17 protein-coding genes are annotated in these 23,386 nt (G+C 73.2%); 12 read left to right on the top strand and 5 right to left on the bottom strand.

The genetic code is table 11. The annotated features are described in order from the left end of the window. The first annotated feature begins 118 nt into the window (after nucleotides 1-118). The 3 genes from ACFRU2_RS14075 to ACFRU2_RS14065 all read left to right on the top strand — a co-directional run bounded on the left by ACFRU2_RS14075 (nucleotide 119) and on the right by ACFRU2_RS14065 (nucleotide 3,894). Entirely contained in the window at nucleotides 119-1,783 is a 1,665-nt protein-coding gene (locus ACFRU2_RS14075; protein ID WP_382971724.1) for a glycoside hydrolase family 13 protein, read from the top strand. A 26-nt stretch (nucleotides 1,784-1,809) separates the two neighbouring features. Further along, complete coding sequence (locus ACFRU2_RS14070) at nucleotides 1,810-2,862, top strand: LacI family DNA-binding transcriptional regulator (protein ID WP_382971722.1); 1,053 nt, start codon at nucleotides 1,810-1,812, stop codon at nucleotides 2,860-2,862. 126 nt (nucleotides 2,863-2,988) lie between these two features. Next, nucleotides 2,989-3,894: a phosphatase PAP2 family protein gene (locus ACFRU2_RS14065; RefSeq protein ID WP_382971720.1), complete on the top strand. Its 906-nt coding sequence runs from the start codon at nucleotides 2,989-2,991 to the stop codon at nucleotides 3,892-3,894. Between the two features lie 13 nt (nucleotides 3,895-3,907). Here the strand turns inward: ACFRU2_RS14065 and ACFRU2_RS14060 are convergent, their stop codons facing one another. Both ACFRU2_RS14060 and ACFRU2_RS14055 read right to left on the bottom strand, forming a co-directional pair. Next, nucleotides 3,908-5,509 carry an amidohydrolase gene (locus ACFRU2_RS14060; RefSeq protein WP_382971718.1) on the bottom strand — a complete coding sequence of 534 codons (1,602 nt, stop codon included), beginning with the start codon at nucleotides 5,507-5,509 and terminating at the stop codon, nucleotides 3,908-3,910. A 62-nt stretch (nucleotides 5,510-5,571) separates the two neighbouring features. Then, complete coding sequence (locus ACFRU2_RS14055) at nucleotides 5,572-7,092, bottom strand: APC family permease (RefSeq protein WP_382971716.1); 1,521 nt, start codon at nucleotides 7,090-7,092, stop codon at nucleotides 5,572-5,574. Nucleotides 7,093-7,213: 121 nt separating this feature from the next. Between ACFRU2_RS14055 and ACFRU2_RS14050 the strand changes: the two genes are divergently transcribed. From ACFRU2_RS14050 to ACFRU2_RS14040, 3 genes are all read left to right on the top strand, one after another. After that, complete coding sequence (locus ACFRU2_RS14050; RefSeq protein WP_382971714.1) at nucleotides 7,214-7,846, top strand: TetR/AcrR family transcriptional regulator C-terminal domain-containing protein; 633 nt, start codon at nucleotides 7,214-7,216, stop codon at nucleotides 7,844-7,846. Nucleotides 7,847-7,916: 70 nt separating this feature from the next. Further along, entirely contained in the window at nucleotides 7,917-8,582 is a 666-nt protein-coding gene (locus tag ACFRU2_RS14045) for a hypothetical protein (protein WP_382971712.1), read from the top strand. Nucleotides 8,583-8,649: 67 nt separating this feature from the next. Then, nucleotides 8,650-9,390, top strand: a complete 741-nt coding sequence (locus ACFRU2_RS14040) for a PP2C family serine/threonine-protein phosphatase (protein ID WP_250743621.1) — start codon at nucleotides 8,650-8,652, stop codon at nucleotides 9,388-9,390. A 20-nt stretch (nucleotides 9,391-9,410) separates the two neighbouring features. On the opposite strand, the gene ACFRU2_RS14035 is transcribed toward ACFRU2_RS14040, so the two are convergent. Continuing rightward, nucleotides 9,411-9,827, bottom strand: coding sequence for a winged helix-turn-helix transcriptional regulator (locus tag ACFRU2_RS14035; protein WP_382971710.1), 417 nt, complete (start codon nucleotides 9,825-9,827; stop codon nucleotides 9,411-9,413). A 112-nt stretch (nucleotides 9,828-9,939) separates the two neighbouring features. Between ACFRU2_RS14035 and ACFRU2_RS14030 the strand changes: the two genes are divergently transcribed. The 3 genes from ACFRU2_RS14030 to ACFRU2_RS14020 all read left to right on the top strand — a co-directional run bounded on the left by ACFRU2_RS14030 (nucleotide 9,940) and on the right by ACFRU2_RS14020 (nucleotide 13,462). After that, a complete protein-coding gene (locus tag ACFRU2_RS14030; protein WP_382971708.1) occupies nucleotides 9,940-10,815 on the top strand; it encodes an SDR family oxidoreductase in 876 nt (291 codons plus the stop codon). A 220-nt stretch (nucleotides 10,816-11,035) separates the two neighbouring features. Continuing rightward, nucleotides 11,036-12,703: a ribosomal protection-like ABC-F family protein gene (gene abc-f / locus ACFRU2_RS14025; RefSeq protein ID WP_382971706.1), complete on the top strand. Its 1,668-nt coding sequence runs from the start codon at nucleotides 11,036-11,038 to the stop codon at nucleotides 12,701-12,703. A gap of 180 nt (nucleotides 12,704-12,883) precedes the next feature. Continuing rightward, nucleotides 12,884-13,462, top strand: coding sequence for a hypothetical protein (locus tag ACFRU2_RS14020; RefSeq protein ID WP_382971704.1), 579 nt, complete (start codon nucleotides 12,884-12,886; stop codon nucleotides 13,460-13,462). A gap of 87 nt (nucleotides 13,463-13,549) precedes the next feature. Here the strand turns inward: ACFRU2_RS14020 and ACFRU2_RS14015 are convergent, their stop codons facing one another. Further along, nucleotides 13,550-16,537, bottom strand: a complete 2,988-nt coding sequence (locus ACFRU2_RS14015; protein WP_382971702.1) for a bifunctional [glutamine synthetase] adenylyltransferase/[glutamine synthetase]-adenylyl-L-tyrosine phosphorylase — start codon at nucleotides 16,535-16,537, stop codon at nucleotides 13,550-13,552. A 246-nt stretch (nucleotides 16,538-16,783) separates the two neighbouring features. On the opposite strand from ACFRU2_RS14015, the gene ACFRU2_RS14010 reads away from it, so the two are divergent. From ACFRU2_RS14010 to ACFRU2_RS14000, 3 genes are all read left to right on the top strand, one after another. After that, nucleotides 16,784-19,048, top strand: a complete 2,265-nt coding sequence (locus ACFRU2_RS14010) for a PIG-L family deacetylase (RefSeq protein WP_382971700.1) — start codon at nucleotides 16,784-16,786, stop codon at nucleotides 19,046-19,048. A gap of 264 nt (nucleotides 19,049-19,312) precedes the next feature. Beyond that, complete coding sequence (locus tag ACFRU2_RS14005; RefSeq protein WP_382971698.1) at nucleotides 19,313-21,406, top strand: PIG-L family deacetylase; 2,094 nt, start codon at nucleotides 19,313-19,315, stop codon at nucleotides 21,404-21,406. Between the two features lie 38 nt (nucleotides 21,407-21,444). Continuing rightward, nucleotides 21,445-21,750 carry an antibiotic biosynthesis monooxygenase family protein gene (locus tag ACFRU2_RS14000; protein WP_382971696.1) on the top strand — a complete coding sequence of 102 codons (306 nt, stop codon included), beginning with the start codon at nucleotides 21,445-21,447 and terminating at the stop codon, nucleotides 21,748-21,750. 95 nt (nucleotides 21,751-21,845) lie between these two features. On the opposite strand, the gene glnA is transcribed toward ACFRU2_RS14000, so the two are convergent. Next, a complete protein-coding gene (gene glnA, locus ACFRU2_RS13995) occupies nucleotides 21,846-23,207 on the bottom strand; it encodes a type I glutamate--ammonia ligase (RefSeq protein ID WP_243329674.1) in 1,362 nt (453 codons plus the stop codon). Nucleotides 23,208-23,386 lie beyond the last annotated feature (179 nt).

Raw genomic sequence — 23,386 nt, 5'->3', positions numbered from 1 at the left:
AGAAGGGGTGATCGTTACATCCGTGTGTCCGTACGGTTGCCGCAGCTTGCTGTTAGTTCGAACCCTCTTCGACTGTCCGGGCCCGCAACCAGGGGGTGCGTACGCGCGTTGACCCGATATGACCCACGAGTTGACCGCCTCCCGGCTTGCAAGCGCTTCCAGCAACGCCACCGCGAGCGGCGGCTGGTGGCGCGATGCCGTCATCTACCAGGTGTACGTCCGCTCCTTCGCGGACAGCGACGGCGACGGCATCGGGGACCTGCGCGGGGTCCGCGAGCGCCTGCCCCACCTGGCCCGCCTCGGGGTCGACGCGGTGTGGCTGACCCCCTTCTACGTCTCCCCCCAGGCGGACGGCGGCTACGACGTCGCCGACTACCGGGCCGTCGACCCGCTCTTCGGGGACCTCTCCGACGCCGACGACCTCATCCGCGCCGCGCACGCGCTGGGGCTGCGCGTGATCGTGGACGTGGTCCCGAACCACACCTCCGAGCAGCACGCCTGGTTCCGGGAGGCGCTGGCCGGGGAGCCGGGAGCCCGCGACCGCTACCACTTCCACCCCGGCCGGGGGCCCTGCGGGGAGCTCCCGCCCAACGACTGGGAGTCGGTCTTCGGCGGGCCCGCCTGGAGCCGGACCCCGGACGGCGCCTGGTACCTGCACCTCTTCGCCCCCGAGCAGCCCGACCTGAACTGGGAGAACCCGGAGGTCGCCGAGGAGTTCTCCGCCGTCCTGCGGTTCTGGCTCGACCTCGGCGTCGACGGGTTCCGGGTGGACGTGGCCCACGGCATGGTCAAGGCCCCGGGACTGCCGGACATCGGCCGTGGCGCGCAGGCCACCCTCATCGGCATCGAGCCGCTCCCCTTCTTCGACCAGGACGGCGTCCACGCGATCCACCGCTCCTGGCGGCGGCTGCTCGATTCCTACGAGGTCCCGCGCATCGGCGTCGCCGAGGCCTGGGCGCCCACCTCCGAGCGGCTCGCGCTCTACGTCCGCCCCGACGAACTGCACCAGGCCTTCAACTTCCGCTTCCTGAACTGCCCCTGGGACACCACCGCGCTGCGCACCGTCATCGACGAGTCCCTCGCCGCCACCGCCTCGGTCGGCGCCCCGACGACCTGGGTGCTGTCCAACCACGACGTCGTACGGCACCGCACCCGCTACGGCAGCCTGGCCCGGGCGCGGGCGGCCGCGCTGCTGATGCTGGCCCTGCCCGGATCGGCGTACGTCTACCAGGGCGAGGAGCTCGGCCTCCCCGAGGTGACCGACCTCCCGGACAGCGCCCGCCGGGACCCGGCCTTCGCCCGCGGCGCCGGGCAGGACGGGCTGCGCGACGGCTGCCGGGTACCGATCCCGTGGTCCGGGGAGGAGCCCCCCTACGATTTCGGGCCCGCCGGGAGCTGGCTCCCGCAGCCGGCCGGCTGGGGCGGGCTCAGCGTCGCCGCGCAGACCGGCGACCCCCACTCCACCCTGGAGCTCTACCGCGCCGCCCTGGAACTGCGCCGTGCGATGCCGGGCCTCGGGGCGCCGGAGGCGGGGCTCCCGGAAACGGACGGGGCCGGGGCCTCAGCCGGGGCCGGGGCCGCGGAGTCCGGGATGCAGTGGCTGCCCGCGCCCGAAGGGGTGCTGCTCTTCACCCGCCCCGGCTTCGCGTGCACGCTCAACACCCGCCCGGTCCCGCTCGAGATGCCCTCGCCCGGACGGCCCGTCCTGTCCAGTGCCCCGGTGGAGACGGACGGCCGCACCGTCCGGCTTCCCCCGGATTCGTGCACGTGGTGGTCATTGTGAACGTCCGACCGGTACAGTCCAATCCCGTGACCGCACGGCTAGCCGACATCGCAGCCCAGGCGGGGGTCAGCGAAGCCACAGTCAGCCGCGTGCTCAACGGCAAGCCCGGTGTGGCCGCAGGCACCCGCGAATCCGTGCTGGCCGCCCTCGACGTGCTCGGCTACGAACGCCCCGTACGGCTGCGCCAGCGCAGCGCGGGACTCGTCGGCCTGATAACCCCCGAGCTCGACAACCCCATCTTCCCGGCGCTGGCCCAGGTCATCGGCCAGGCGCTGACCCGGCAGGGCTACACCCCGGTGCTGGCCACGCAGACGCCCGGCGGGTCCACCGAGGACGAGCTCGTGGAGATGCTCGTCGAACGCGGGGTCTCCGGGATCATCTTCGTCTCCGGGCTGCACGCGGACACCACGGCCGACATGGGCCGCTACGACCAACTCCGCGGGCAGGGCGTCCCGTACGTCCTCATCAACGGTTTCTCCGACAAGGTGCAGGCCCCCTTCGTCTCCCCCGACGACCGGGCCGCGATGCAGCTCGCGGTGACCCACCTGACCGCGCTCGGGCACACCCGGATCGGGCTGGCCGTCGGACCCAAGCGGTTCGTGCCGGTGGTCCGCAAGATCGAGGGCTTCCGGCTGGGCATGAAGGAACGGCTCGGACTCGGCGAGGACGAGATCGAGGAGCTGATCCAGCACTCCCTCTACACGCTGGAGGGCGGCCAGGCCGCCGCGGCGGCGCTGATCGCGCGCGGCTGCACGGCGGTGGTGTGCGCGAGCGACATGATGGCGCTCGGCGCGATCCGGGCGGCCCGGCAGCAGGGGCTCAAGGTCCCGCAGGACGTGTCGGTGGTCGGCTTCGACGACTCCCCGCTCATAGCGTTCACGGATCCGCCGCTGACCACCATCCGCCAGCCCGTGCAGGCCATGGGCCAGGCCGCGGTGCGGACCCTGCTGGAGGAGATCGGCGGTACGCCGGCCCCGCACAGCGAGTTCGTGTTCCTCCCCGAACTGGTCGTCCGCGGCTCGACCGCCTCGGGCCCCCAGCAGGGCCGCGGACCCGCGCGCGGACCCGCACGCCCCTGAGGCGCGCCCCTGCCGATTCCCCTAGGGACGCAAGGCCTCCGCTCGTCCCCGAGGCTGAGGGGCTGCGGCCAAGACCGTCCCAAGGGATGATCGAAGGCGAGTCCGCATCTGGCAGACTCTTTTCCTATGGGTGAAGCGAGCGTGAAGACACTGGATACCCGGACGGACGTCTCGTCACCCCCCGTGACCGAGAGCCAGGACCGCCCGGAGTCGTCCGAGCGTGCACTGCTCTCCAGGCTGCGCGTCCCCCGGCGACCCCGGATCTGGTTCGAGGTCCTGCTGATCGCGGTCAGCTACTGGACGTACTCGCTGATCCGCAACGCCGTGCCCGAGCAGAAGGCGGCCGCGCTCGCGAACGCCGACTGGATCTGGAAGGTGGAGCAGACGCTCGGCATCGCCGTCGAGGAGAGGATCAACCACGCCGTCGATTCGGTGACCTGGCTCGTGGTGGGCATGAACTACTACTACGCCACCCTCCACTTCGTCATGACCATCGGCGTGCTGGTCTGGATCTACCGTTTTCATCCCGGGCGTTACGCGGCGACGCGGCTCGTCCTCTTCGCCACCACGGGCGTGGCCCTGGTCGGCTACTACTTCTACCCGCTCGCGCCGCCCCGGCTGATGAACGGGCAGAACTTCATCGACACCGTGCTGGTCCACCACACCTGGGGCTCCATGGCCTCGGGCAACCTCAAGCACATGTCGAACCAGTACGCGGCCATGCCGTCCATGCACATAGGGTGGTCGCTCTGGTGCGGGCTGACGATCTTCGCGGTCGCCTCCGCCCCCTGGGCCCGGATCCTGGGCCTGCTCTACCCGACGGCGACCCTGGTCGTGATCGTGTCCACCGCCAACCACTTCTGGCTCGACGCCGTCGGCGGCATGCTCTGCCTGGCCTTCGGCTACGCCGTCTCCCGCGCCTGGTACGGATCGCTCCCGCACCGGCTGCCGCGCCGGCCCGAGGAGACCGGCCGCCACCCGGTGGCGGCGGCCGTCCTGAACCATCCGGCGCTGGCCCGCTTCCAGCGCTGAGCCCCGGCTCCGCTCACCCCTCCCGGTGGGTGATCCGGCCTCCCGACATGGTGAGCCGGACCGGTGCCCCGGCCAGCTCGTCCGCCGGAGCGTCCACCGGGTCCAGGCCGAAGGCGGTCAGATCGGCCCGGAAACCGGCCGCGATCCGCCCCGCCACCGCTTCCTCCCCCGCCGCCAGCGCCGCGTGCGAGGTCATCCCCTCCAGGGCCATCAGCCCGCTCAGGGCCGCCCCGGTCCAGGCCCCCGTACCGGCCGAGGCCGCGCCGCGCGGGTCGCGGGCGGTGGCCAGGACCTGGCGGGCGTCGTAGTGGGCGATGGGCCAGTCCGAGCCCAGCGCGAGCACCGCGCCGGCCTCCCGCAGGTCCCGGCAGCGCCAGGCACGACCGGCCCGCTCCTCCCCCAGCCGCTTGGACCACTCGTCGCTGTGGTCGGCCCGGGTGTACGCGGTGTGCGGCGGCTGCATCGAGGCGATCACCCCGAGCTCCGCGAACCGCTTCAGCTGGCCGTCGGGGACCGTCTCGATGTGCTCGATCCGGTGCCGCATCCGGCCCCGCGGGCCCAGTGACTCCACGGTGTCCAGGACGTGCCGGACCGCCGCGTCGCCGATGGCGTGGGTCGCGGTGCGCACCCCGGCCGCGTCGAGGACCCGTACCGCCTCGGCGTAGGCCTGCGGGTCGGGCCAGAAGGCGTCGGTGCCCCGGCCGTGGCAGTCGGCGTGCTCCAGCCAGGCGGTGCCGCCCTCCACGGTGCCGTCCATGAAGAACTTGACCCCGCCGACCTTCCAGTGGCGGCCCAGGAGCCGCTGGAGCTCGATCAGCTCGTCCAGGTCCTCGCCGGTGGCTCCGGGCATGCACCAGGGCGAGAGGTTCAGCCGCAGCGGGAGATCGCCCTCGTACTCGGCGGTCGCGAGCAGGGCGGGTACGTCCCCGTCGCCGAGGTCCATGACGTGTGCGCCGGTCAGACCGGTGGCGGCCATGTCGGAGAGCAGCCCGGTGAGGCGCTCCCGGCGCTCGGTGTACGTGGGCTTCGGCGCGAGCGAGCCGACCAGGTCCATCGCGGCGTGCTCGACGAGGTGGCCGGTGGGCCGCCCGTCGGGGTCGCAGACGATCTCGGAGCGCTGGGCGAAGGCGCGCGGGCCGGTGATCCCGGCGGCGGCCAGGGCCGCGCCGGAGGCGAGCGCGGAGTGGCCGTCGTAGAGGCGCAGGAAGGCGGGGGCTCCGGCGAGGGCCTCCTCGATCAGGGCCTTGTCGACGGGACGGCCGCCGAAGGCGTTGTGGTCGAGGCCGAAGCCGGTGACCCAGCCGCCGGGGCCCCGGTCGGCGGTGCGCAGGGCGGCGCGGAGCTGGTCGAGGTCGGTGACGGCGGAGAGGTCCGTACCGGTCGCCATCTCGATGCCCCAGACGGGGTGGCTGTGGGCGTCGGTGAGGCCGGGGGTGAGGGTGGCGCCGCCGAGGTCGACGGTCTCGGTGCCGGGGCCGCGCCAGTCGCGGACGTCGGCCTCGTCTCCGACGGCGACGATCTCGCCGCCGAGGACGGCCACCGCGCGGGCCTCGGGGCGGGCGGGGTCGAGGGTGCGGACGCGGGCTCCGGTGAGGACGGTGTCGGCAGCGGGCACGGCTCTGCTCCTTGCGGGGGTTCGGGCTGGTCGGGCTGGTCGGGCTGTACGAGTACTGCGGGCTACGGGGACGCTACGGGCGCGGCGGGCTCCCCGTGCGCTGCGGATGCTGCGGCTGCTGCGGGCACCGCGGGTTCCTCTGCCCCGGCCGGCTCCTCCGCGAACCGTGCGTAGACCTCGGGTCGGCGGGTCTTCAGGCGCTGGGCGAGGGCGAGCCCGGCGAGGAAGACGGCGGGGACGAGGGCCACGAGGAGGGTGTTGACGGTGGTGGAGGCCATGGTGAAGAGGGCCACCTTGGAGATGACGAGGCAGATCGCCACGGCCAGCAGCACGGCGGCGGCGACGGGCGCGATCAGGGTCCGCCAGGGCCCCTCCTCGTGCCGGACGCGGCGGAAGTAGACGGGTACGGCGATGGCGGCGAGCAGCATCAGGGCCATGAGGCCGATCATGCCCGGGGTGTTCACCCAGAGCAGGAGCTGCTGGTACGGGTCGGCTCCGGCGAGGGCGAAGCCGAGGACGACGACGGCGCCGAGGGCGGTCTGCGCCGCGCCGGCGACGTACGGGGAGCCGTGGCGCGGGTGGATCCGGCCGAGGGCGGCGGGCAAAACGCCTTCCTCGGCGAGGGCGAGCGCGTACCGGTTGATGGCGTTGTGGAAGGCGAGGAGGGAGGCGATGACGCTGGTGACGATGAAGACGTGCATCAGGTCGGCCGCCCAGGGGCCCACGTAGGTGGTGATGGCGGTGAAGAAGAGGCCTGCGGGGTCCGCGGCGGCCGCGGCGAGGACTTCCTCGGAGCCGAAGGCCTGGATAACGGTCCAGACGATGAAGGCGTAGAAGAGGCCGAGGAAGGCGACGGCGATGTAGGTGGCGCGCGGGATGGTCCGGTCGGGGTCGCGGGCCTCGCGGCGGTAGATGACGGTGGACTCGAAGCCGGTGAACGCGGCGAAGGCGAAGGCCAGGACGGCCGCGGTGCCGGGGACGAGCACCGCGCCGGGGGCGAAGGAGCCGGCCGAGAGGCCGTGGGCGCCGCCCTCGATGAGCACGCCGCCCGCGAGCAGGACGAGGATCCCGGTCTCGGCGACGAGCAGGATGCCGAGCAGCTTGGCGCCGAAGTCGATGGAGCGGAAGCCGCCGTACCAGATGAGGAGGAGGCCGGCGAGGGAGACGGGCAGCCAGGGGATGTCGAGGCCGGCGAGGGCGTGCCCGGTGTCGGCGGTGGTGGTGCCGAGGAGTCCGTAGACGCCGATCTCCATGCCGTTGTAGCCGATGAGGGCGAGCAGGGCGGCGCCGATGCCGACGCGCTTGCCGAGGCCGCGGGCGATGTAGGCGTAGAAGGCGCCGCCGCTGCGGACGTGGCGGCTCATGGTGGTGAAGCCGACGGCGAAGATCGCGAGGGTGAGTCCGGCGAGGAGGTAGCCGGCGGGGGCGCCGACGCCGCCGAGCAGGATCGCGACGGGGGCGACGCCGGCCATGACGGTGAGCGGGGCGGCGGCGGAGACGACGAAGAAGGAGATGTCGGCGGTGCCGAGGGCGCCGCGGCGCAGGTCGGTTCCGCTACTCGGCGGCTCTGGCGTTTCGGGCATGCGGGAGCACCCTTCTGCGAACGGCAGGTGGCAGGGAAGAGAAAACCTAAAGGTTTTCGGTTTTCGGCAATGTAGCCTCCGGTTTTGGCGTACGGGAAGACCTGACGGCGGGAGAAATACGATGGCGCGGCCGCGCACCCCACTGCTGGACCGGGAGCGGATCGGCGCTGCCGCCCTGCAACTGCTTGCCGAGCAGGGCGAGTTCAGCGTCCCGCAGATCGCCCGGGCGCTCGGGGTACAAACCGGGTCGCTGTATCACCACGTGGACGGCCGGGCGGGGGTCATCGAGCTGATCCGCGAGCGGGTGTGCGCCGGGATCGACGGCGGCACGCTGTCCTCGCCGGAGCCCTGGGACCGGGCGCTGGAGGCCTGGGCCCGGTCGTACCGGGCCGCCTTCGCCGCCTATCCGCGGGCCATCCCGCTGCTGATGACCACCCCGGTACGGGCGCCCGCGGTGCTCGCGCAGTACGAACGGGCGGTGGCCCTCCTGCTGCGGGCCGGCTTCGCCACCGAGGAGGTGATGCCGCTGCTCACGGGCCTGGAGAACCTGGTCCTGGGCTCGGCCCTCGACCTCGCGGCCCCGGATGCCATGTGGGAGCCGACCCCGGGCACCCCGCTGCTCGCGCGGGCCCTGGCCGCCCAGGGCTCCGGGCGCGCGGAGGCCGCCTTCGAGGTGGGCCTGTCGGCGTTCCTGGCGTACGCGCGGGACCTGCGCGGCGGGGCGGAGGCGGCCGGGGAGCCTGACGCGGGTTGAGCAGGTACGCCCCGGCCAGGTGAGTACGCGTACTCACGCGCCGGGCTCGGCATGATCAGAAACTGGGCGCATGACCCGAACCCACGGCTCCACCGGCACGTTCGCCCGCTCCTCGCGCCGGCCGCGGCTCACCCTGGCCCTGACGGCCCTCGCGGTGCTGGCACTCGGCGCCTGCGGCACCGCGAAGGCGACGGGCGGCGGTGAGCCCGCCGCGCCCGCCACGCCGACAGCGGCGACGGCGGCAGCGGCCGCGAAGCCCATGGGAAGCCTGTCCTCGCCGGCCCTGGCGGGGCTCCAGAAGGAGATCGCGCAGATCTGCCCCGCACCGGGCACCCCCATGGAACAGCCGCCGAGCCCGCGGCCGGCGCCGCCGGGCGAGGAGGCCCCGGCGGGCACGGTCGTGCCGGCCATGCCCACGACGGGTCCGATGGTGGACCTGGACACGCGCGACTGGTGCGCGGGCGTCCAGCACGAGTCGTACGTCTACCTGGGCATCGAGAAGATCGCGGAGCCCACCCCGGCCAAGGTCAGGGCGGCCCTGACCGCCCTCGGCTACCCCGACGACCGCATCCACGACCTCAAGCAGTCCGGTGCGACCACGCACTTCTCCCTCGACCTGCGCGAGAACGGCGGACGGCTCTGCCTCCAGGGTGCGGTGGGCGGCGAGGAGCCCGTCACGGACAAGTGCGTGGCCCCCGCGACCGGCCCCTTCGCGGCCACGGGTACGCAGTACTGACGCGGCACCGGCCACCGGAGCCGCCGGACACGCGCCGCGCGCCCGGCGGCGGGACAATGGTGGCGTGGTGGCGTACATAGCCGTGACGGCCCTGAGTCATGTCGGGCTGGTCCGCGAGCACAACGAGGACAGCCTGGTCATCGGGCCGTGGACGCTGTGCGGGACCACGACCCGGAGCCCCCAGACGCTGCTGTTCCCCCTCGGCAGACCGCTGGTCGTCGCGGTGGCCGACGGCCTCGGCGGGCAGCCGGCGGGCGAGGTCGCCAGCGAGCTGGTCGTACGGGAACTCGCGCTCCTCGGCCCGACCCTGGAAGGGGCCGAGGCGATCGAGGACGCGCTGAACCTCTGCAACCGCGCGGTGCACTCCGCCACCGAAGGCCGTCCGGAGCTGACCTCCATGGGGACCACGGTCGCCGGCACCCTGGTCCTGCCGGAGTCGCTGCTGTCGTTCAACGTCGGCGACAGCAAGGTGTACCGGGTGGCCGATGACGGGCTCCGCCAGGTCAGCGTGGACGACAGCCCGCCGCTTCCGCCGGGGCAGCGCACCACCTCGGCCGTGACGCAGACCCTCGGCGGGAGCCGCGCCGAGCACGTCCTCACCCCGCACGTGGCGGCCTTCCCGCTCTCCACGGGCGACCGGTACCTGGTGTGCACCGACGGGCTGACCGACCCGGTGCCCGACGAGGCCATCGACGAGGTGCTGCGGGTGCACGACGACGGCAAGGCCGCGTTCGAGCTGTGGAAGGCCGCCATCGAGGCCGGAGGCCCCGACAACATCACGCTCGCGCTGGTGCGCATCGGGGCCTGAGGTCCGCTAGTTGGCGGCGGCTAGTTCGCGGCGGCGGCCGCCGCCTGCCGCTGCTTCGTCTCGTCGTAGGCCGCGCGGGCCTTCTCCACGTCGTCCATGCGCAGACCCGTCCAGTGGGCGAGGGCCCGGACCCGCTCGGCGGCCTCGCGCCCCAGCGGGGTCAGCGAGTAGTCGACGCGGGGCGGGATGACGGGCTTGGCATCACGGTGCACGAAGCCGTCGCGCTCCAGCGTCTGGAGGGTCTGCGTCAGCATCTTCTCGCTGACCTTGGCGACCGTTCCGACGTGCCGGCGCAGTTCGCTGAAGCGGTACGAGCGGTCGAGCAGGGCGTCCAGGACGAGGACGCCCCAGCGGCTGGTGACGTGCTCCAGGACGAGCCGGTGCGGGCACATGGCCTCGGCCTGGGTCCACTTCTCGCGCATCTCACTTACTCCCATGCCAGTACCTTACTTCAAAGTGGGTACTGTCGTTTGGTTAGTGCCAGCCGTACGGTGAGTGCACAGCCCGGACAACGGGAGCAAGACCCAGCCCAGGAGTGAGTGAACCGCCATGAGCATCGTCGTCACCGGAGCCACCGGAGCCCTCGGCCGTCTCGTCATCGACGAGCTGCTCGACCGCGGCGTCCCCGCCGCCGAGATCGCCGCCGTCGTCCGCGACAAGGAGAAGGCCGCCCCGCTCGCCGCCCGGGGCATCGACCTGCGCATCGCCGACTACGACGTGCCCGAGACGCTCGCCGGGGCCTTCCGGTCCGGTGACCGGGTCCTGATGATCTCCGGCAACGCGGTCGGACAGCGGGTGCCCCAGCACTCCGCCGTGATCGACGCGGCGAAGGAGGCCGGGGTGGCGCAGTTCGCGTACACCGGCATCCTGGGCGGGCCGGAGGCGGACTTCGACCTCGCCGCCGAGCACCGGGCGACCGAGGAGCTGATCCTCGCCTCGGGTCTGCCCCACACCTTCCTGCGCAACGGCTGGTACACCGAGAACCACACGGGCAACCTCGCGCCGGTGCTCGCGCACGGGGCCGTCCTCTCCAACGCGGGCGAGGGCCGGGTGGCCTCGGCGGCACGCGCCGACTACGCGGCGGCCGCGGCCGCCGTGGTGACCGGGGAGGGCCACCTCGGCCGGGCGTACGAGCTGAGCGGCGACGTGGCGTGGTCCTTCGCGGAGTACGCGGCGGCGGTGGCGGAGGCCACCGGGCGGGAGATCGCGTACAACGCCGTGACCCCCGAGGCCCACCTCTCCGTCCTGACCGGTGCGGGGGTTCCCGCCCCCTTCGCGGAGATCCTGGTCGACGTGGACCTCGCCATCGAGCGCGGCCGCCTGGCCGGCACCTCCGGCGACCTGTCCCGCCTGATCGGCCGCCCCACGACGCCGATGGCGCTGACGGTCGCGGAGGCCGTGGCCTCGGTGGGCAGCGCCGCCTGAGGGCGGTCCGGACACCGCCGAAACTCGCGAGACGCAACGACTCGCCTCGCGTTACCCTGGCCCCATGGGTTCGTACTCGTACTACTTCTTCCGCTGATCGGCGGCGCGGACGCGGCGTGAGGGGCATGGCCCCCGCGCCGCGCGCCCGCGCTGCCCGCATCCAGAAGGAGAACGCCGAAAACGCGGCAGAACCAGTACGAGTACCCCGAGGGGATCCCCCATGCGCTCGCGCGCCCATCACCCGTCCCAGTCCCGGGCCCAGTCCCAGCTGACGCTGTCCGGAGTCACCAAGGCCTACGGCGACCGGGTCGTGCTCGACCAGGTGTCGCTGACCGTACGGCCCGGCGAGAAGGCCGCCGTCATCGGCGAGAACGGCTCCGGCAAGTCCACCCTGCTCCGGCTGCTCGCCGGGGCCGAGCGGCCCGACGGCGGCGAGGTCACCGCCGTCTTCCCCGGCGGCGCCGGACACCTCGCCCAGACCCTCGACCTCGCGCCCGGGCACACCGTCCAGGACGCCGTCGACCTCGCCCTCGCCGACCTGCGGGAGCTGGCGGACCGGATCCGCGCCGCCGAGACCGCCCTCGGCTCCGGCGGCGGAGCCGACCCCGTCGCCCTCGACGCGTACGGCGAACTCCTGACCGCCTACGAGGAGCGCGGCGGCTACCAGGCCGACGCCCGCACCGACACCGCACTGCACGGGCTCGGCCTCGCCCACCTCACCCGGGACCGCACCATCGGCTCGCTCTCCGGCGGCGAGGCTTCCCGGCTCGCGCTGGCCTGCGTCCTGGCCGCCGCTCCCGAACTCCTGCTCCTGGACGAGCCCACCAACCACCTGGACCGGCGGGCCGTCGACTGGCTCGCGGAACGGCTGCGCACCCACCGCGGCACGCTCGTCGTCGTCACCCACGACCGGGACTTCCTGGAACGGATCACCAGCACGGTCCTGGAGGTCGACCGGGACCTGCGCACGGTCGTGCGGTACGGGGACGGCTGGGCGGGATACCTGGCGGCGAAGGCCGCCGCGCGCGGCCGCTGGGCGCAGCGGCACGCGGAGTGGCGGGAGGACCTGGCCCGCACCGAGACCCTGGTCGCCGCGGCGGGCCAGCGGCTCGACCGCACCGGCAAGGACCCGGGGCAGGGCTTCGGCAAGCACCGCCGCTCCTCCGAGGCCAAGCTGTCCGGGCAGGTCAGGGCGGCCCGCCGGCATCTGGAACGGCTCCGGGCCGAGCCGGTGGCGCCGCCGCCGGTGCCGCTGCGCTTCGAAGCGGGGATCGCCGCTCCCGGTACCGCCCCCGAAGGACCGCTGCTCGAACTCACCGGGATCCGGGTCGGCGACCGGCTCCGGCTCCCCGCGCTGACCGTGCAGCCCGGGCAGCGGCTGCTGGTGTCGGGGCCGAACGGGGCCGGGAAGACCACCCTGCTGCGGGTCCTGGCCGGCGACCTGGCCCCGGACACGGGCACGGTGCGCCGCGCGGAGCACGTACGGCTCGGCTACCTGGCACAGGAGTTGCCCCACTCCCCCGTCCGGCTCCCGCTGCTGTCCGCCTTCGCGGCGGGCCTGCCCGGACTGCCCGAGGAGCACGCGGAGGAACTGCTGACGCTCGGGCTGTTCCACGAGGAGGACCTCTCGGTGCCGGTCGCCGCCCTGTCCGCCGGGCAGCGGCGGCGCCTCGAACTGGCCCGCCTGGTGACCCGGCCCGCCGATGTCCTCGTCCTCGACGAGCCGACCAACCACGTGTCGCTGGCGCTGGTCGAGGAGGTCGAGCAGGCACTCGCGGGCTACCCCGGAGCGGTGGTCGCGGTCTCCCACGACCCCCGCTTCCGCGCCGCCTTCCCGGGCGACCGGCTGGAGCTGCGCGACGGGGCGCCGAGTCGGCCCGCGGTGTAGCGGACGAAGCCCGCCCGGGCGGCGGGGGCCGCGGCCGCTGCGCCCCCGATGAAGACGATCCGGGCCGAAATCGGGCCACGGGGACCCGAATCACTCTCTTGACGGTCTGTCAGCACCCCGACAGCATCTGGTCTCGCAGCACCACCCGGACATTCCACTGAACTCGACGAAGAGGCCATCATGGGCTTGGAGAACGGTCATTCGGGAGCATCCAGCCGGCGCGCGTTCCTCGGCCGCGCGGCCGGTGCGGGGGCGGGCATCATCGCCGTCGCGGCCGCCGGAACCCTGGCGGGAACCTCGTCCGCCACGGCCGCCCCCACCGGAGCACAGGGCGATCAGAGCAACTGGCGGTTCTGTCAGAAGTGTTACTCGATGTTCTTCTGGGGCTACCCCACCGACGGGGTCTGCCCGGCCGGGGGCGCGCACAGCGCCCAGGGCTACAACTTCGTCCTCCCCCACGACGTCGCCGAAACCTCCACCGCGCAGCGGAACTGGCGGTTCTGCCAGAAGTGCTACTCGATGTTCTTCTGGGGCTACCCCACCGACGGGGTCTGCCCGGCGGGCGGGGCGCACAGCGCCCAGGGGTTCAACTTCGTCCTCCCCCACGACATTTCGGAAACCCCCACCCGGCAGCGGAACTGGCGGTTCTGCCAGAAGTGCTACGCCATGTTCTTCTGGGGCTACCCCACCGACGGCGCCTGCGCCTCGGGCGGCGCACACAGCGCCCAGGGGTTCAACTTCGCCCTCCCCCACACGTAGGCCGCGGGATGCACGGCCCGCCCGCCGGACTGCGTGGTCACCGGCGGGCGGGTCTTCGGCGTCCTCGCCGAGGGAGGGCCGGGCGCACTACCCCCCGTAGAACAGCTCGTCCACCACGCCCCGCGCGCGGCGGGTGATGCGGCGGTAGTCCTCCAGCATGTCGCCGACCGTGCCCTCCGCGTAGCCGAGGTAGCGGCCGACCGCCGCCAGTTCGCGGGCCTCCGAGGGGAAGGTGTCGCCCGCGCGGCCGCGGACCAGCATCACGGCGTTGCGGACCCGGGTGGCCAGCACCCAGGCCTCGTCGAGGATCTGCGCCTCCTCGGTCGGGATCAGACCGGCCGCGTGCGCGGCGGCCAGGGCCTCCCGGGTCCGGGTCGTGCGCAGGCCCGGTTCCGCCCAGGCGTGCCGCATCTGGATCAGCTGGACGGTCCACTCGACGTCGCTGAGGCCGCCGCGGCCGAGTTTGGTGTGCAGGGTCGGGTCGGCGCCCCTGGGCAGGCGTTCGGATTCCATCCGGGCCTTCAGGCGCCGGATCTCGCGGACGGCGTCCTCGCCGAGGCCTTCCATCGGGTAGCGCAGCGGGTCGATCAGGTCGATGAAGCGCCGGCCGAGGTCGAGGTCGCCGGCCACCGGTTCGGCGCGCAGCAGGGCCTGGGACTCCCAGGTCAGGGACCAGCGGCGGTAGTAGGCGGCGTACGAGGGCAGGGTGCGGACCAGGGGGCCGGAGCGGCCTTCGGGGCGCAGGTCGGCGTCGATGAGCAGCGGCGGGTCTGCGGTGGGGAGTTGGAGGAGCCTGCGCATCTCGGAGACGACGTGCTGGGCGGCCTTGGCGGCTTCCTGTTCGTCGACGCCCTCGCGCGGCTCGTGGACGAACAGGACGTCGGCGTCGGAGCCGTAGCCGAGCTCGTGGCCGCCGAACCGGCCGACGCCGATGACCGCGAAGCGGGTGGGCAGGGTGTCGCCCCAGTGGCCCTGCACGGCGGCGCGCAGGGCGCCGGCGACGGTGGCGGCGGTGAGTTCGGAGACGGCGCGGCCGACCCGGTCGACCAGGGCTCCGTGGTCCTCCTCGGCCGGACTGTCCTCCGTACCGTAGGAGCCGATGATGTCGGCGGCGGTCGTACGGAACAGCTCGCGGCGGCGGACTCCGCGGGCGGCGGCCACCCCGGCTTCCGGGTTCTCGGCGCGGCCGACGGCGGCGAGGACCTCCTGCTCCAGGGCCTCGTGGGTACGGGGAACCAGGCCTTCGGGGTCGCCCAGCAGGGCCACCGCTTCGGGAGCGCGCATGAGGAGGTCGGGGGCGAGTCGTCCGGCGGAGAGCACCCGGGCGAGGTTCTCCGCGGCGGCGCCCTCGTCGCGCAGGAGGCGCAGGTACCAGGGGGTCCTGCCGAGGGCGTCGGAGACCTTGCGGAAGTTCAGCAGGCCCGCGTCCGGGTCGGCGGAGTCGGCGAACCAGCCGAGGAGCACCGGCAGCAGGGTGCGCTGGATGGCGGCGGCGCGGGTGACGCCGGAGGCGAGGGCTTCGAGGTGGCGCAGGGCGGCGGCCGGATCGGCGTACCCGAGGGCTTCGAGGCGCTGGCCGGCGGCGCGCGGGGAGAGCCGGGTCTCGCCGGGGGCGAGCTGGGCCACGGCGTCGAGGAGCGGCCGGTAGAAGATCTTCTCGTGCAGGCGGCGGACCACGGAGGCGTGCCGGCGCCAGGCCTTGTTGAGTTCGGCGACGGGTTCGGTGCGCAGGCCCAGCGAGCGGCCCAGGCGCCGCAGGTCGGCCTCGTCCTCGGGGACGAGGTGGGTGCGGCGCAGCCGGTAGAGCTGGATGCGGTGTTCCATGGCGCGCAGGAAGCGGTACGCGTCGTGCAGTTGGGCGGCGTCGGCGCGCCCGACGTACCCGCCGGCGGCGAGGGCGGTGAGCGCGTCGAGGGTGGTGCCGGAGTGCAGGGTGGCGTCGGAGCGGCCGTGCACGAGCTGGAGGAGCTGGACGGCGAACTCGACGTCGCGCAGGCCGCCGGGGCCGAGCTTCAGCTCGCGTTCGACCTGGGCGGCGGGGATGTTGTCGACGACGCGGCGGCGCATCTTCTGGACGTCGGGGACGAAGTTCTCGCGCTCGGCGGCCTGCCAGACGAGGGGAGTTATGGCGTCGATGTACTCGGCGCCGAGCGCCTCGTCGCCCGCGACGGCGCGGGCCTTGAGGAGGGCCTGGAACTCCCAGGTCTTGGCCCAGCGCTGGTAGTAGGCGAGGTGGGAGGAGAGGGTGCGGACCAGCGGACCGTTTCTGCCCTCGGGGCGGAGGTTGGCGTCGACGGGCCAGATGGTGCCTTCGACGGTGGTCTCGGAGCAGATCCGCATGAGGTGGGAGGCGAGGCGGGTGGCGGCCTGGATCGCCTTGCCCTCGTCCGCGCCCGGGGCCGCGTCGCCGACGAAGATGACGTCCACGTCGGAGACGTAGTTCAGCTCGTTGCCGCCGCACTTGCCCATGGCGATGACGGCGAGCCGGCAGACGGCCGCGTCCTCGGGGGCGGCGGCGCTCGCGATGCGCAGGGCGGCGCGCAGGGTGGCGGTGGCCAGGTCGGCGAGTTCGGCTGCGGTCTGGGCTACGTCTATGGTCCCGCAGACGTCGCGGGCGGCGATGGAGAGCAAGCAGCGGCGGTAGGCCACGCGCAGGGCGACGGGGTCGTGGGCGCCGGCCAGGCCCTGCTCGAACTCGGGTAGCCCGGGGTGCAGATCGGCGGCCTCGTAGGTGACCAGGGCCTGCCAGTCGCGGGGGTGGCGGGCGAGGTGGTCGCCGAGGGCTTCGGAGGCGCCGAGCACGCCGAGGAGGCGGTCGCGCAGGGGTTTGGCACTGACGAGGGTGTCGAGGAGGCCGGGCAGTTCCTCGGGGGTCTGCGCCTCGGCGATCCGGACCAGCCCGAGGAGGGCGAGGTCGGGATCGGCGGTGGCCCCGAGGGCGTCGAGGAGCACCGGGTCGGTGCGTACGGCGGCCAGCGCGTCGGTGTCGAGCAGCCGGGCGGCGGCCGAGGGGTCGGTGAACCCGCTGCGCAGCAGCCGGCTGAAGGTACTGCTCCTGCGTCCCGGGACTGTCATCCCGCCGCCTCCCGCGTACGTCGGCCTGCCTCTGCCTCTGCCTCTGCCCTGGCCGGGCGGTTGCGCGGGGTGTGGCTCGCCTCCGGCGGGTGTCGCCGTCGGCAGGGCCGCGCTTCCGCCCGGGGAGAGCCTAGCCGGAGCAGTCGTTCGACTCACCGCATGCCCGATGGGACTGTTTGTCAGATTTTTGGCAGACTTGTCGCGCAATGGGGCCCGCTCCCCGCCGACCGGCCAGGAGGACCCCCCATGCCCGACCCCGAACTCCCGGCCGAGGGGCCCTCCTCCGGCCATCCGGCCGCCGGGCCGGCCGGCGGCCCGGGCGACGGCCTCCCGGGCGGCCGGGCCGAAGGTCCCGCCCGCGCCCGTGTCCGTACGCGGCGGGCCCGCGCGGTGGCCCGCAGGCGGCGGGGGCGGGTCGTCAAGGCCGTCGGGTTCTGTGCGGCGGCCGCCGCCGGGGGGATGCTGCTGCTGCGGGGGAACGAGGCGCTCGACGCGCTCGACCGCCCCGCCGCCGCCGACGGCAAAGCGGTGGGCGCCGCCTCCGCCGCCTCCGCGACCGCCGACCCGGCGGCCCCCGCGGACCCGGGCCGGGTGCTGCAGATCGTGGCGCACCCCGACGACGACCTCTACTTCATGAACCCGGACCTGCGCTATTCCATAGCGGCGGGCCATCCCGTCACCTCGGTGTACCTCACCTCCGGCGAGGCCGACGGCATCAACGCGGGCGAAGCCCAGGTGGCCGCCACCCCGCCCGACAAGCCCGCCTACGCCGAGGCCCGCCAGAACGGCATCCGCGCCGCCTACGCGAAGATGGCCACCGGCGACCGGGACAGCCCCTGGCGGCGCACCGTCGTGCCGACCGCGGGCGGCGGCCACGCCGAGGTCGACGTCCTCACGGCGAAGCCGCAGGTCAACCTCGTCTGGCTGCAGTTGCGCGAGGCCGGCAACGTCTGGGCGGACCGGCCCGACAGCCTGCACGGCCTCTGGGACGGCAAGGTCCCCCGGCTGGAGTCGATGCTCGCCTCCGGGTCCCCGGTCAAGCAGCAGTTCACGTACACGAAGGACCAGGTCGTACGGACCCTCGTCGGTTTCCTGAAGCAGTACGGGCCGACCACCGTCCGCTCCCAGGACCCGACGCCCGGCCGGTTCCCCGACAGCAAGCACTACACGGACCACCAGGACCATTTCTACGGCGCCCGCTTCGTGCAGGTCGCGCTCGGCGCCTACGCGAAGGAGGTCAAGGACCGTCCGCACTTCTCCGTGCAGAACTACCTCGGCTACTTCAACGGCTCGCTCCCCAGCGCCCTGGACCCGGACGAGGCCAAGTCCAAGCTGGACATCCTGGACACGTACGCGTGGACGGACCGGACGAACCACTGCGGCAGCGCCGCCGGCTGCGGGGACCTGAAGGTCGCCGACCACCCGGCCGGCAACCGCTGGACCTCCTCCATCAACTACGCCCGCGGGACCGCCACCTCGTGGCTGACCTCCGACAAGGAGCACGGCCTGTGGGCGTTCAAGGTGCTCGACGGGCAGCTCGCCCTCTGGCGCCGCGACGGCCTGCTCGGCGGCTGGAGCGGCCCCCGGCTGCTCCCCGGCGCCGACGGCACCGTCATGGACCAGGGCATCTCCACCGTGACGCTGGCCGACGGCCGGATCGCCGCCTTCGGCACCCGGACCTCCTTCGGCGCCAAGCCCGCCGACTACCGGCGCGAGGTCGTCTACACCGTGCAGCGGGCGCCCGGCTCGCAGGAGTTCGGGGAGTGGACGGTCCTCGGCACGCCGGAGACCGCCGACGAGAACTGGACCTCCGACATCAGCGCGCCCGCGGTGGCCGTCGACGGCTCCGGGCAGCTCGCCGTCTACGTGCGCGACGGTGCGTACACCCTGCGGGGGCGGGTGCAGTCGCCGACCGGCGCCTGGGGGCCGTGGGAGCAGTACGGCGGCTCGGACCTGCACGGCAGCCCGGCCGCCGCGACCGACGCGGGCGGCCGGCGCATCGTCCTGGCCGCGACCACCAAGAGCGTGCTGGGCTGGGCCCAGCCGAAGGCCGGCGCACCGCTCGGCCCCGCCACCGCGACCGGGCTGCCGGCGCCGGCGCTGCCGATCACGGCGCAGAGCCGGGAGGACGGCGTACGGCTGTGGTTCCGCAAGCCGGATTCGGGCGCGGTCGGTACGGCATCGTTCACGGGTGACGGCGGGCTGAAGATGACCGGACCCACCGACGTGGGCGGGCTGTCGGGCTTCGGCTCGGTGACGGCGAGCGGCCATCTGCTGGCCGGGCGCTCGGCGGGCGGGCAGCTGGGCTCCGACGTCGGCCGGGGCAGGCCGTGGGCGCGGTCGCCGCTGATGTTCGTCGGGGCGCCCTCCTCGACGATGAACGGCAAGAGCACGGTGGACCTGGCGGTCATGGGGCTGGACGGGCGCCTGTACGTGACCTCGTCGGCGGACGACCCGAACGCGCACCTGGCTCCGTGGCAGCCGGCGGGACCGCCGAACGGCTCGCCCTGACCGGCCGGTAGGTCTGCACGCGGTTTCCGCGCGGTCTGCGCGCACCCCATCAACGCCCCCCACGGGGGCGTTTTTTGGTGGGCGCGCGCACTGTGACGGCGGACACGTGCGAAACGCCCACAAGGGGCGCACTCCGGCGGTCATTTCCACACATCTGAAGTCATCGGCGAACAGGGTGAACCAACTTGCCCGGAATGAACTCTCACTGACTGACCGACAGCTTCACGCGGTTCTTCCTGCCGGAACGACCCCAAGGCGTAGCCGATGCCCGTATCCCGTCGACGTTTCCTCCTCGCGACCGTGGTCCCGATGCTGACCATCGGGGTCACCGGCGCGCTCGCCGTCGCCTCCGGCCAGCAGACCGCGGCCGAGGCCGTCCCGGGATCCGATTCCTCGGCCGTCCTCCCGGTGAGCGCCACCGCCGGGTCGGTCGTCCAGATCGTCGCCCACCCGGACGACGACCTGTTCTTCATGAACCCGGACGTCAGCCGCTCCCTGCTGTCCGGCACTCCGCTCACCACCCTCTACCTCACCTCCGGCGAGGCCGACGGCCGCAACGAGGCCCACGGCGGCGCGGCCAAGGACCCGGAGCAGCCCGCCGACCGCGGGCACTACGCGGAAGCCCGGCAGAACGGCATACGCTCCGCCTACGCGCAGATGGCCACCGGCGACCGCACCAGCCCGTGGCGCCGTACGGTCATCGGCACCGCGGGCGGCGGGGACGCCGAGCTCGACGTCCTCATCGCGAAGCCCGAGGTCAACCTGGTCTGGCTGCAGATGCGCGAGGCCCGGGCCCCCGTCTCCGACACCCCGGACAGCCTGCGCGGGCTGTGGAACGGCCGGATACCGGCGCTCACCCCGCAGCTCAGCGCGGGCACTCCGGTCGCGCAGCCGCCCACGTACACCAAGGACCAGGTGATAGCCGCGATATCGGGGATCCTGGAGCGGTACAAGCCGACGACGATACGCATGCAGGACCCGTCGCCGGGCCGCTACCTCGACTCCGGCCGGCTCACCGACCATCAGGACCACATGTACGCGGCGCGGTTCGCGCAGGCCGGGGCCGCCTCGTACGCCGCGCGGGTCCCGGTCGGGCAGCGGCCCCGCTTCACCGTGCAGAGCTACCTCGGCTACCACAACAGCACCCTGCCGCACACGCTGGACCCGCAGACGGCCGAGACGAAGATCGGCTTCCTGAAGACGTACGCGTGGCACGACAAGCAGAACTACTGCGGCTCGCGCTCCGGCTGCGGCGACCGCAAGGTGGCGGGCAGCCCGAGCGGCCGCAACTGGGCCCAGTCGCTGCGGTACGCGCGCGGCGACCACTCCTCCTGGCTGGTGCAGGGCACGACCGGCCGGCTGTACGCCTTCGCCGTCCTCGACGGCCAGATGGCCGTCTGGAACCGCGGGGCCGGCACCGGCCCCGGCGCCGCCTGGCAGGGCCCGGTCCTGCTGCCGGGCACCGGCATCGACCCCGGCGCGAGCACCGCCCGCCTCCCCGACGGGCGCGTCGCCGTCCTCGCGACCCGCACCGTCTTCGGCGACCGGCCGGAGGAGTACCGGCGCGAGATCGTCTACGCCGCCCAGTCCGTGCCAGGCGGTCCCTTCGGGGCGTGGGTCTCCCTCGGCACCCCGGAGCCCGGCGACGAGCCCGGCACCTCCTCGATCAGCGCGCCCTCGGCCGTCTCCGACCCGGACGGGCGGCTCACGGTGTACGTCCGCGACTCCCGGCGCGCCCTGCTCGCCCGTACCCAGGAGCCCTCGGGCGCCTTCGGCGGCTGGCAGCACCTGGGGGGCGCCGACCTCCAGTCCGACCCGGTCGCGGCCACCGACTCCGCCGGGCGCCGCCACGTCTACGCCGCCACCACCCAGTCGGTCCTGGTCTGGATCCAGCCCGCCCCGGGCGCCCCGCTGGCCGGCCCCTTCCCGACCGGGCTCCCGGCCACCACCGTCCCCCTCACCGCCACCCCGGAGGCGGCGGGCATCCGCCTCTACTTCCGGCGCCCCGACTCGGGGGTCGTCCGCACCGCCCTGGTCACGGCGGCTGCCGACGCCGCGAAGCCGGCGGTCTCCAGCGTCACGGAGGCCGGCGGCCGGGCGGGCTACGGCGCGGTGGGCGTGGCGGGCCGCGTCCTGTCGGGCCGCGCCGACTCGGGCACCATCAGCACGACGGGCCTCGGCGGCCCCCCGGCGTGGACGGAGTCCCGCATGCTCTACGCGGGCGCCCCGGCCGGCATCCAGGAACCGGGCGGCGCCACGACCATCGCGGTCCTGGGCCTGGACGCCGAACTCCACGTCACCACGGCCGATCCCACCCCGACCCGCACCACGTGGCACCGAGCGGTACCGCAGGCGTAGCGGGTCGGCCCGTCGGGCCGCTGACTAGGATGCGGCCCATGATCTTGGAGAGTGCGCTGCTCGACGTCCGGCCCGGCCTGGAGGACGAGTTCCTCGCCGCGTTCACGAAAGCCAGACCACTGATCTCGGTACAGAAGGGCTTCCGCTCCCTGGAGCTCCGCCGCTGCCTGGACGAGGGACGCGGATCACGCTTCCTCCTCCAGGTGACCTGGGACACCCTGGCCGACCACACCGAGGGCTTCCGCCACTCGCCCGAGTACGCCCAATGGAAAGCCCTGCTCCACCACTTCTACGCCCCGTTCCCCGAGGTCGAACACTACGGCGACCCGCTCCTCACCGCGTAGACCGCCACCTGTCAGACGGAGACGGCTCAGGGCCGGTGGTCATCGACCACCGGCCCTGAATGTCGGAAAACTCCGACAGTGCTGCTGAGATGCGGTTACAGGACCGGCATCATCTTGCGGAGTTCGAAGGCCGTGACCTCGCTCCGGTACTCCTCCCACTCCTGCTTCTTGTTGCGCAGGAAGAAGTCGAAGACGTGCTCGCCGAGGGTTTCGGCGACCAGTTCGCTGCGTTCCATCAGGGCGATGGCCTCGCCGAGGTTCTGCGGGAGGGGTTCGATGCCCATCGCGCGGCGTTCCGCGTCGGAGAGGGCCCAGACGTCGTCGTCGGCGCCGGCCGGGAGTTCGTAGCCCTCCTCGATGCCCTTGAGGCCCGCGGCCAGGAGGACGGCGTAGGTGAGGTACGGGTTGGCGCCCGAGTCGATCGAGCGGACCTCCACGCGGGAGGAGCCCGTCTTGCCCGGCTTGTACATCGGGACGCGGATCAGGGCCGAGCGGTTGTTGTGGCCCCAGCAGATGTACGAGGGGGCCTCGCCGCCGGAGCCGGCGGTGCGCGAGGAGCCGCCCCAGATGCGCTTGTAGGAGTTGACCCACTGGTTGGTCACGGCGGCGGTTTCCGCCGCGTGCTTGAGCAGGCCCGCGATGAAGGAGCGGCCGACCTTGGAGAGCTGGTACTCGGCGCCCGACTCGTAGAAGGCGTTGCGGTCGCCCTCGAAGAGGGAGAGGTGGGTGTGCATGCCCGAACCGGGGTACTCCGAGAAGGGCTTCGGCATGAAGGTGGCCTGGACGCCCTGTTCCAGGGCGACCTGCTTCATGACCAGGCGGAAGGTCATGATGTTGTCGGCCGTCGAGAGCGCGTCGGCGTAGCGCAGGTCGATCTCCTGCTGGCCGGGGGCGCCCTCGTGGTGGCTGAACTCGACCGAGATGCCCATGGATTCGAGCATCGTGATCGCCTGACGGCGGAAGTCCATGCCGACGTTCTGCGGGGTGTGGTCGAAGTAGCCGGAGTTGTCGGCCGGGGTGGGCCGGGTGCCGTCCAGCGGCTTGTCCTTCAGCAGGAAGAACTCGATCTCCGGGTGGGTGTAGAAGGTGAAGCCCAGGTCGGAGGTCTTGTTCAGGATCCGCTTGAGGACGTACCGCGGGTCCGCGTAGGAGGGCGAGCCGTCCGGCATCAGGATGTCGCAGAACATCCGCGCCGTTCCGGGGGCCTCCGCGCGCCACGGCAGTATCTGGAAGGTGCTCGGGTCCGGCTTGGCGATCATGTCGGACTCGTAGACCCGCGCGAACCCCTCGATCGCCGAGCCGTCGAACCCGATGCCCTCGTCAAAGGCCTGCTCCAGCTCCGCCGGCGCGACCGCTACGGACTTCAGGAAGCCCAGTACGTCGGTGAACCACAGGCGCACGAAGCGGATGTCGCGCTCCTCGAGCGTCCGGAGGACGAATTCCTGCTGCTTGTCCATAGCTTCATCCTCGCAGTTCAGGCGGCCTGTGCACCACTGCCGCGGGGGCGTGGGCACAGTCGGGCCGCCCCAGTATCGCCAGCGGTGGTTTCCGCCAGATTACGCACCCCGGAAAGCCGGTGGCACCCCCGCACTGACCTTGGGCCCGTCATGAGCATTACCATCGGCGCCCATGGGGG

This window comes from Streptomyces sp. NPDC056883 (genome assembly GCF_042788835.1).
GTDB classification, from domain to species: Bacteria; Actinomycetota; Actinomycetes; order Streptomycetales; family Streptomycetaceae; genus Streptomyces; species Streptomyces stoeckheimensis.
This window is presented reverse-complemented; position numbering and strand designations above follow the sequence as displayed.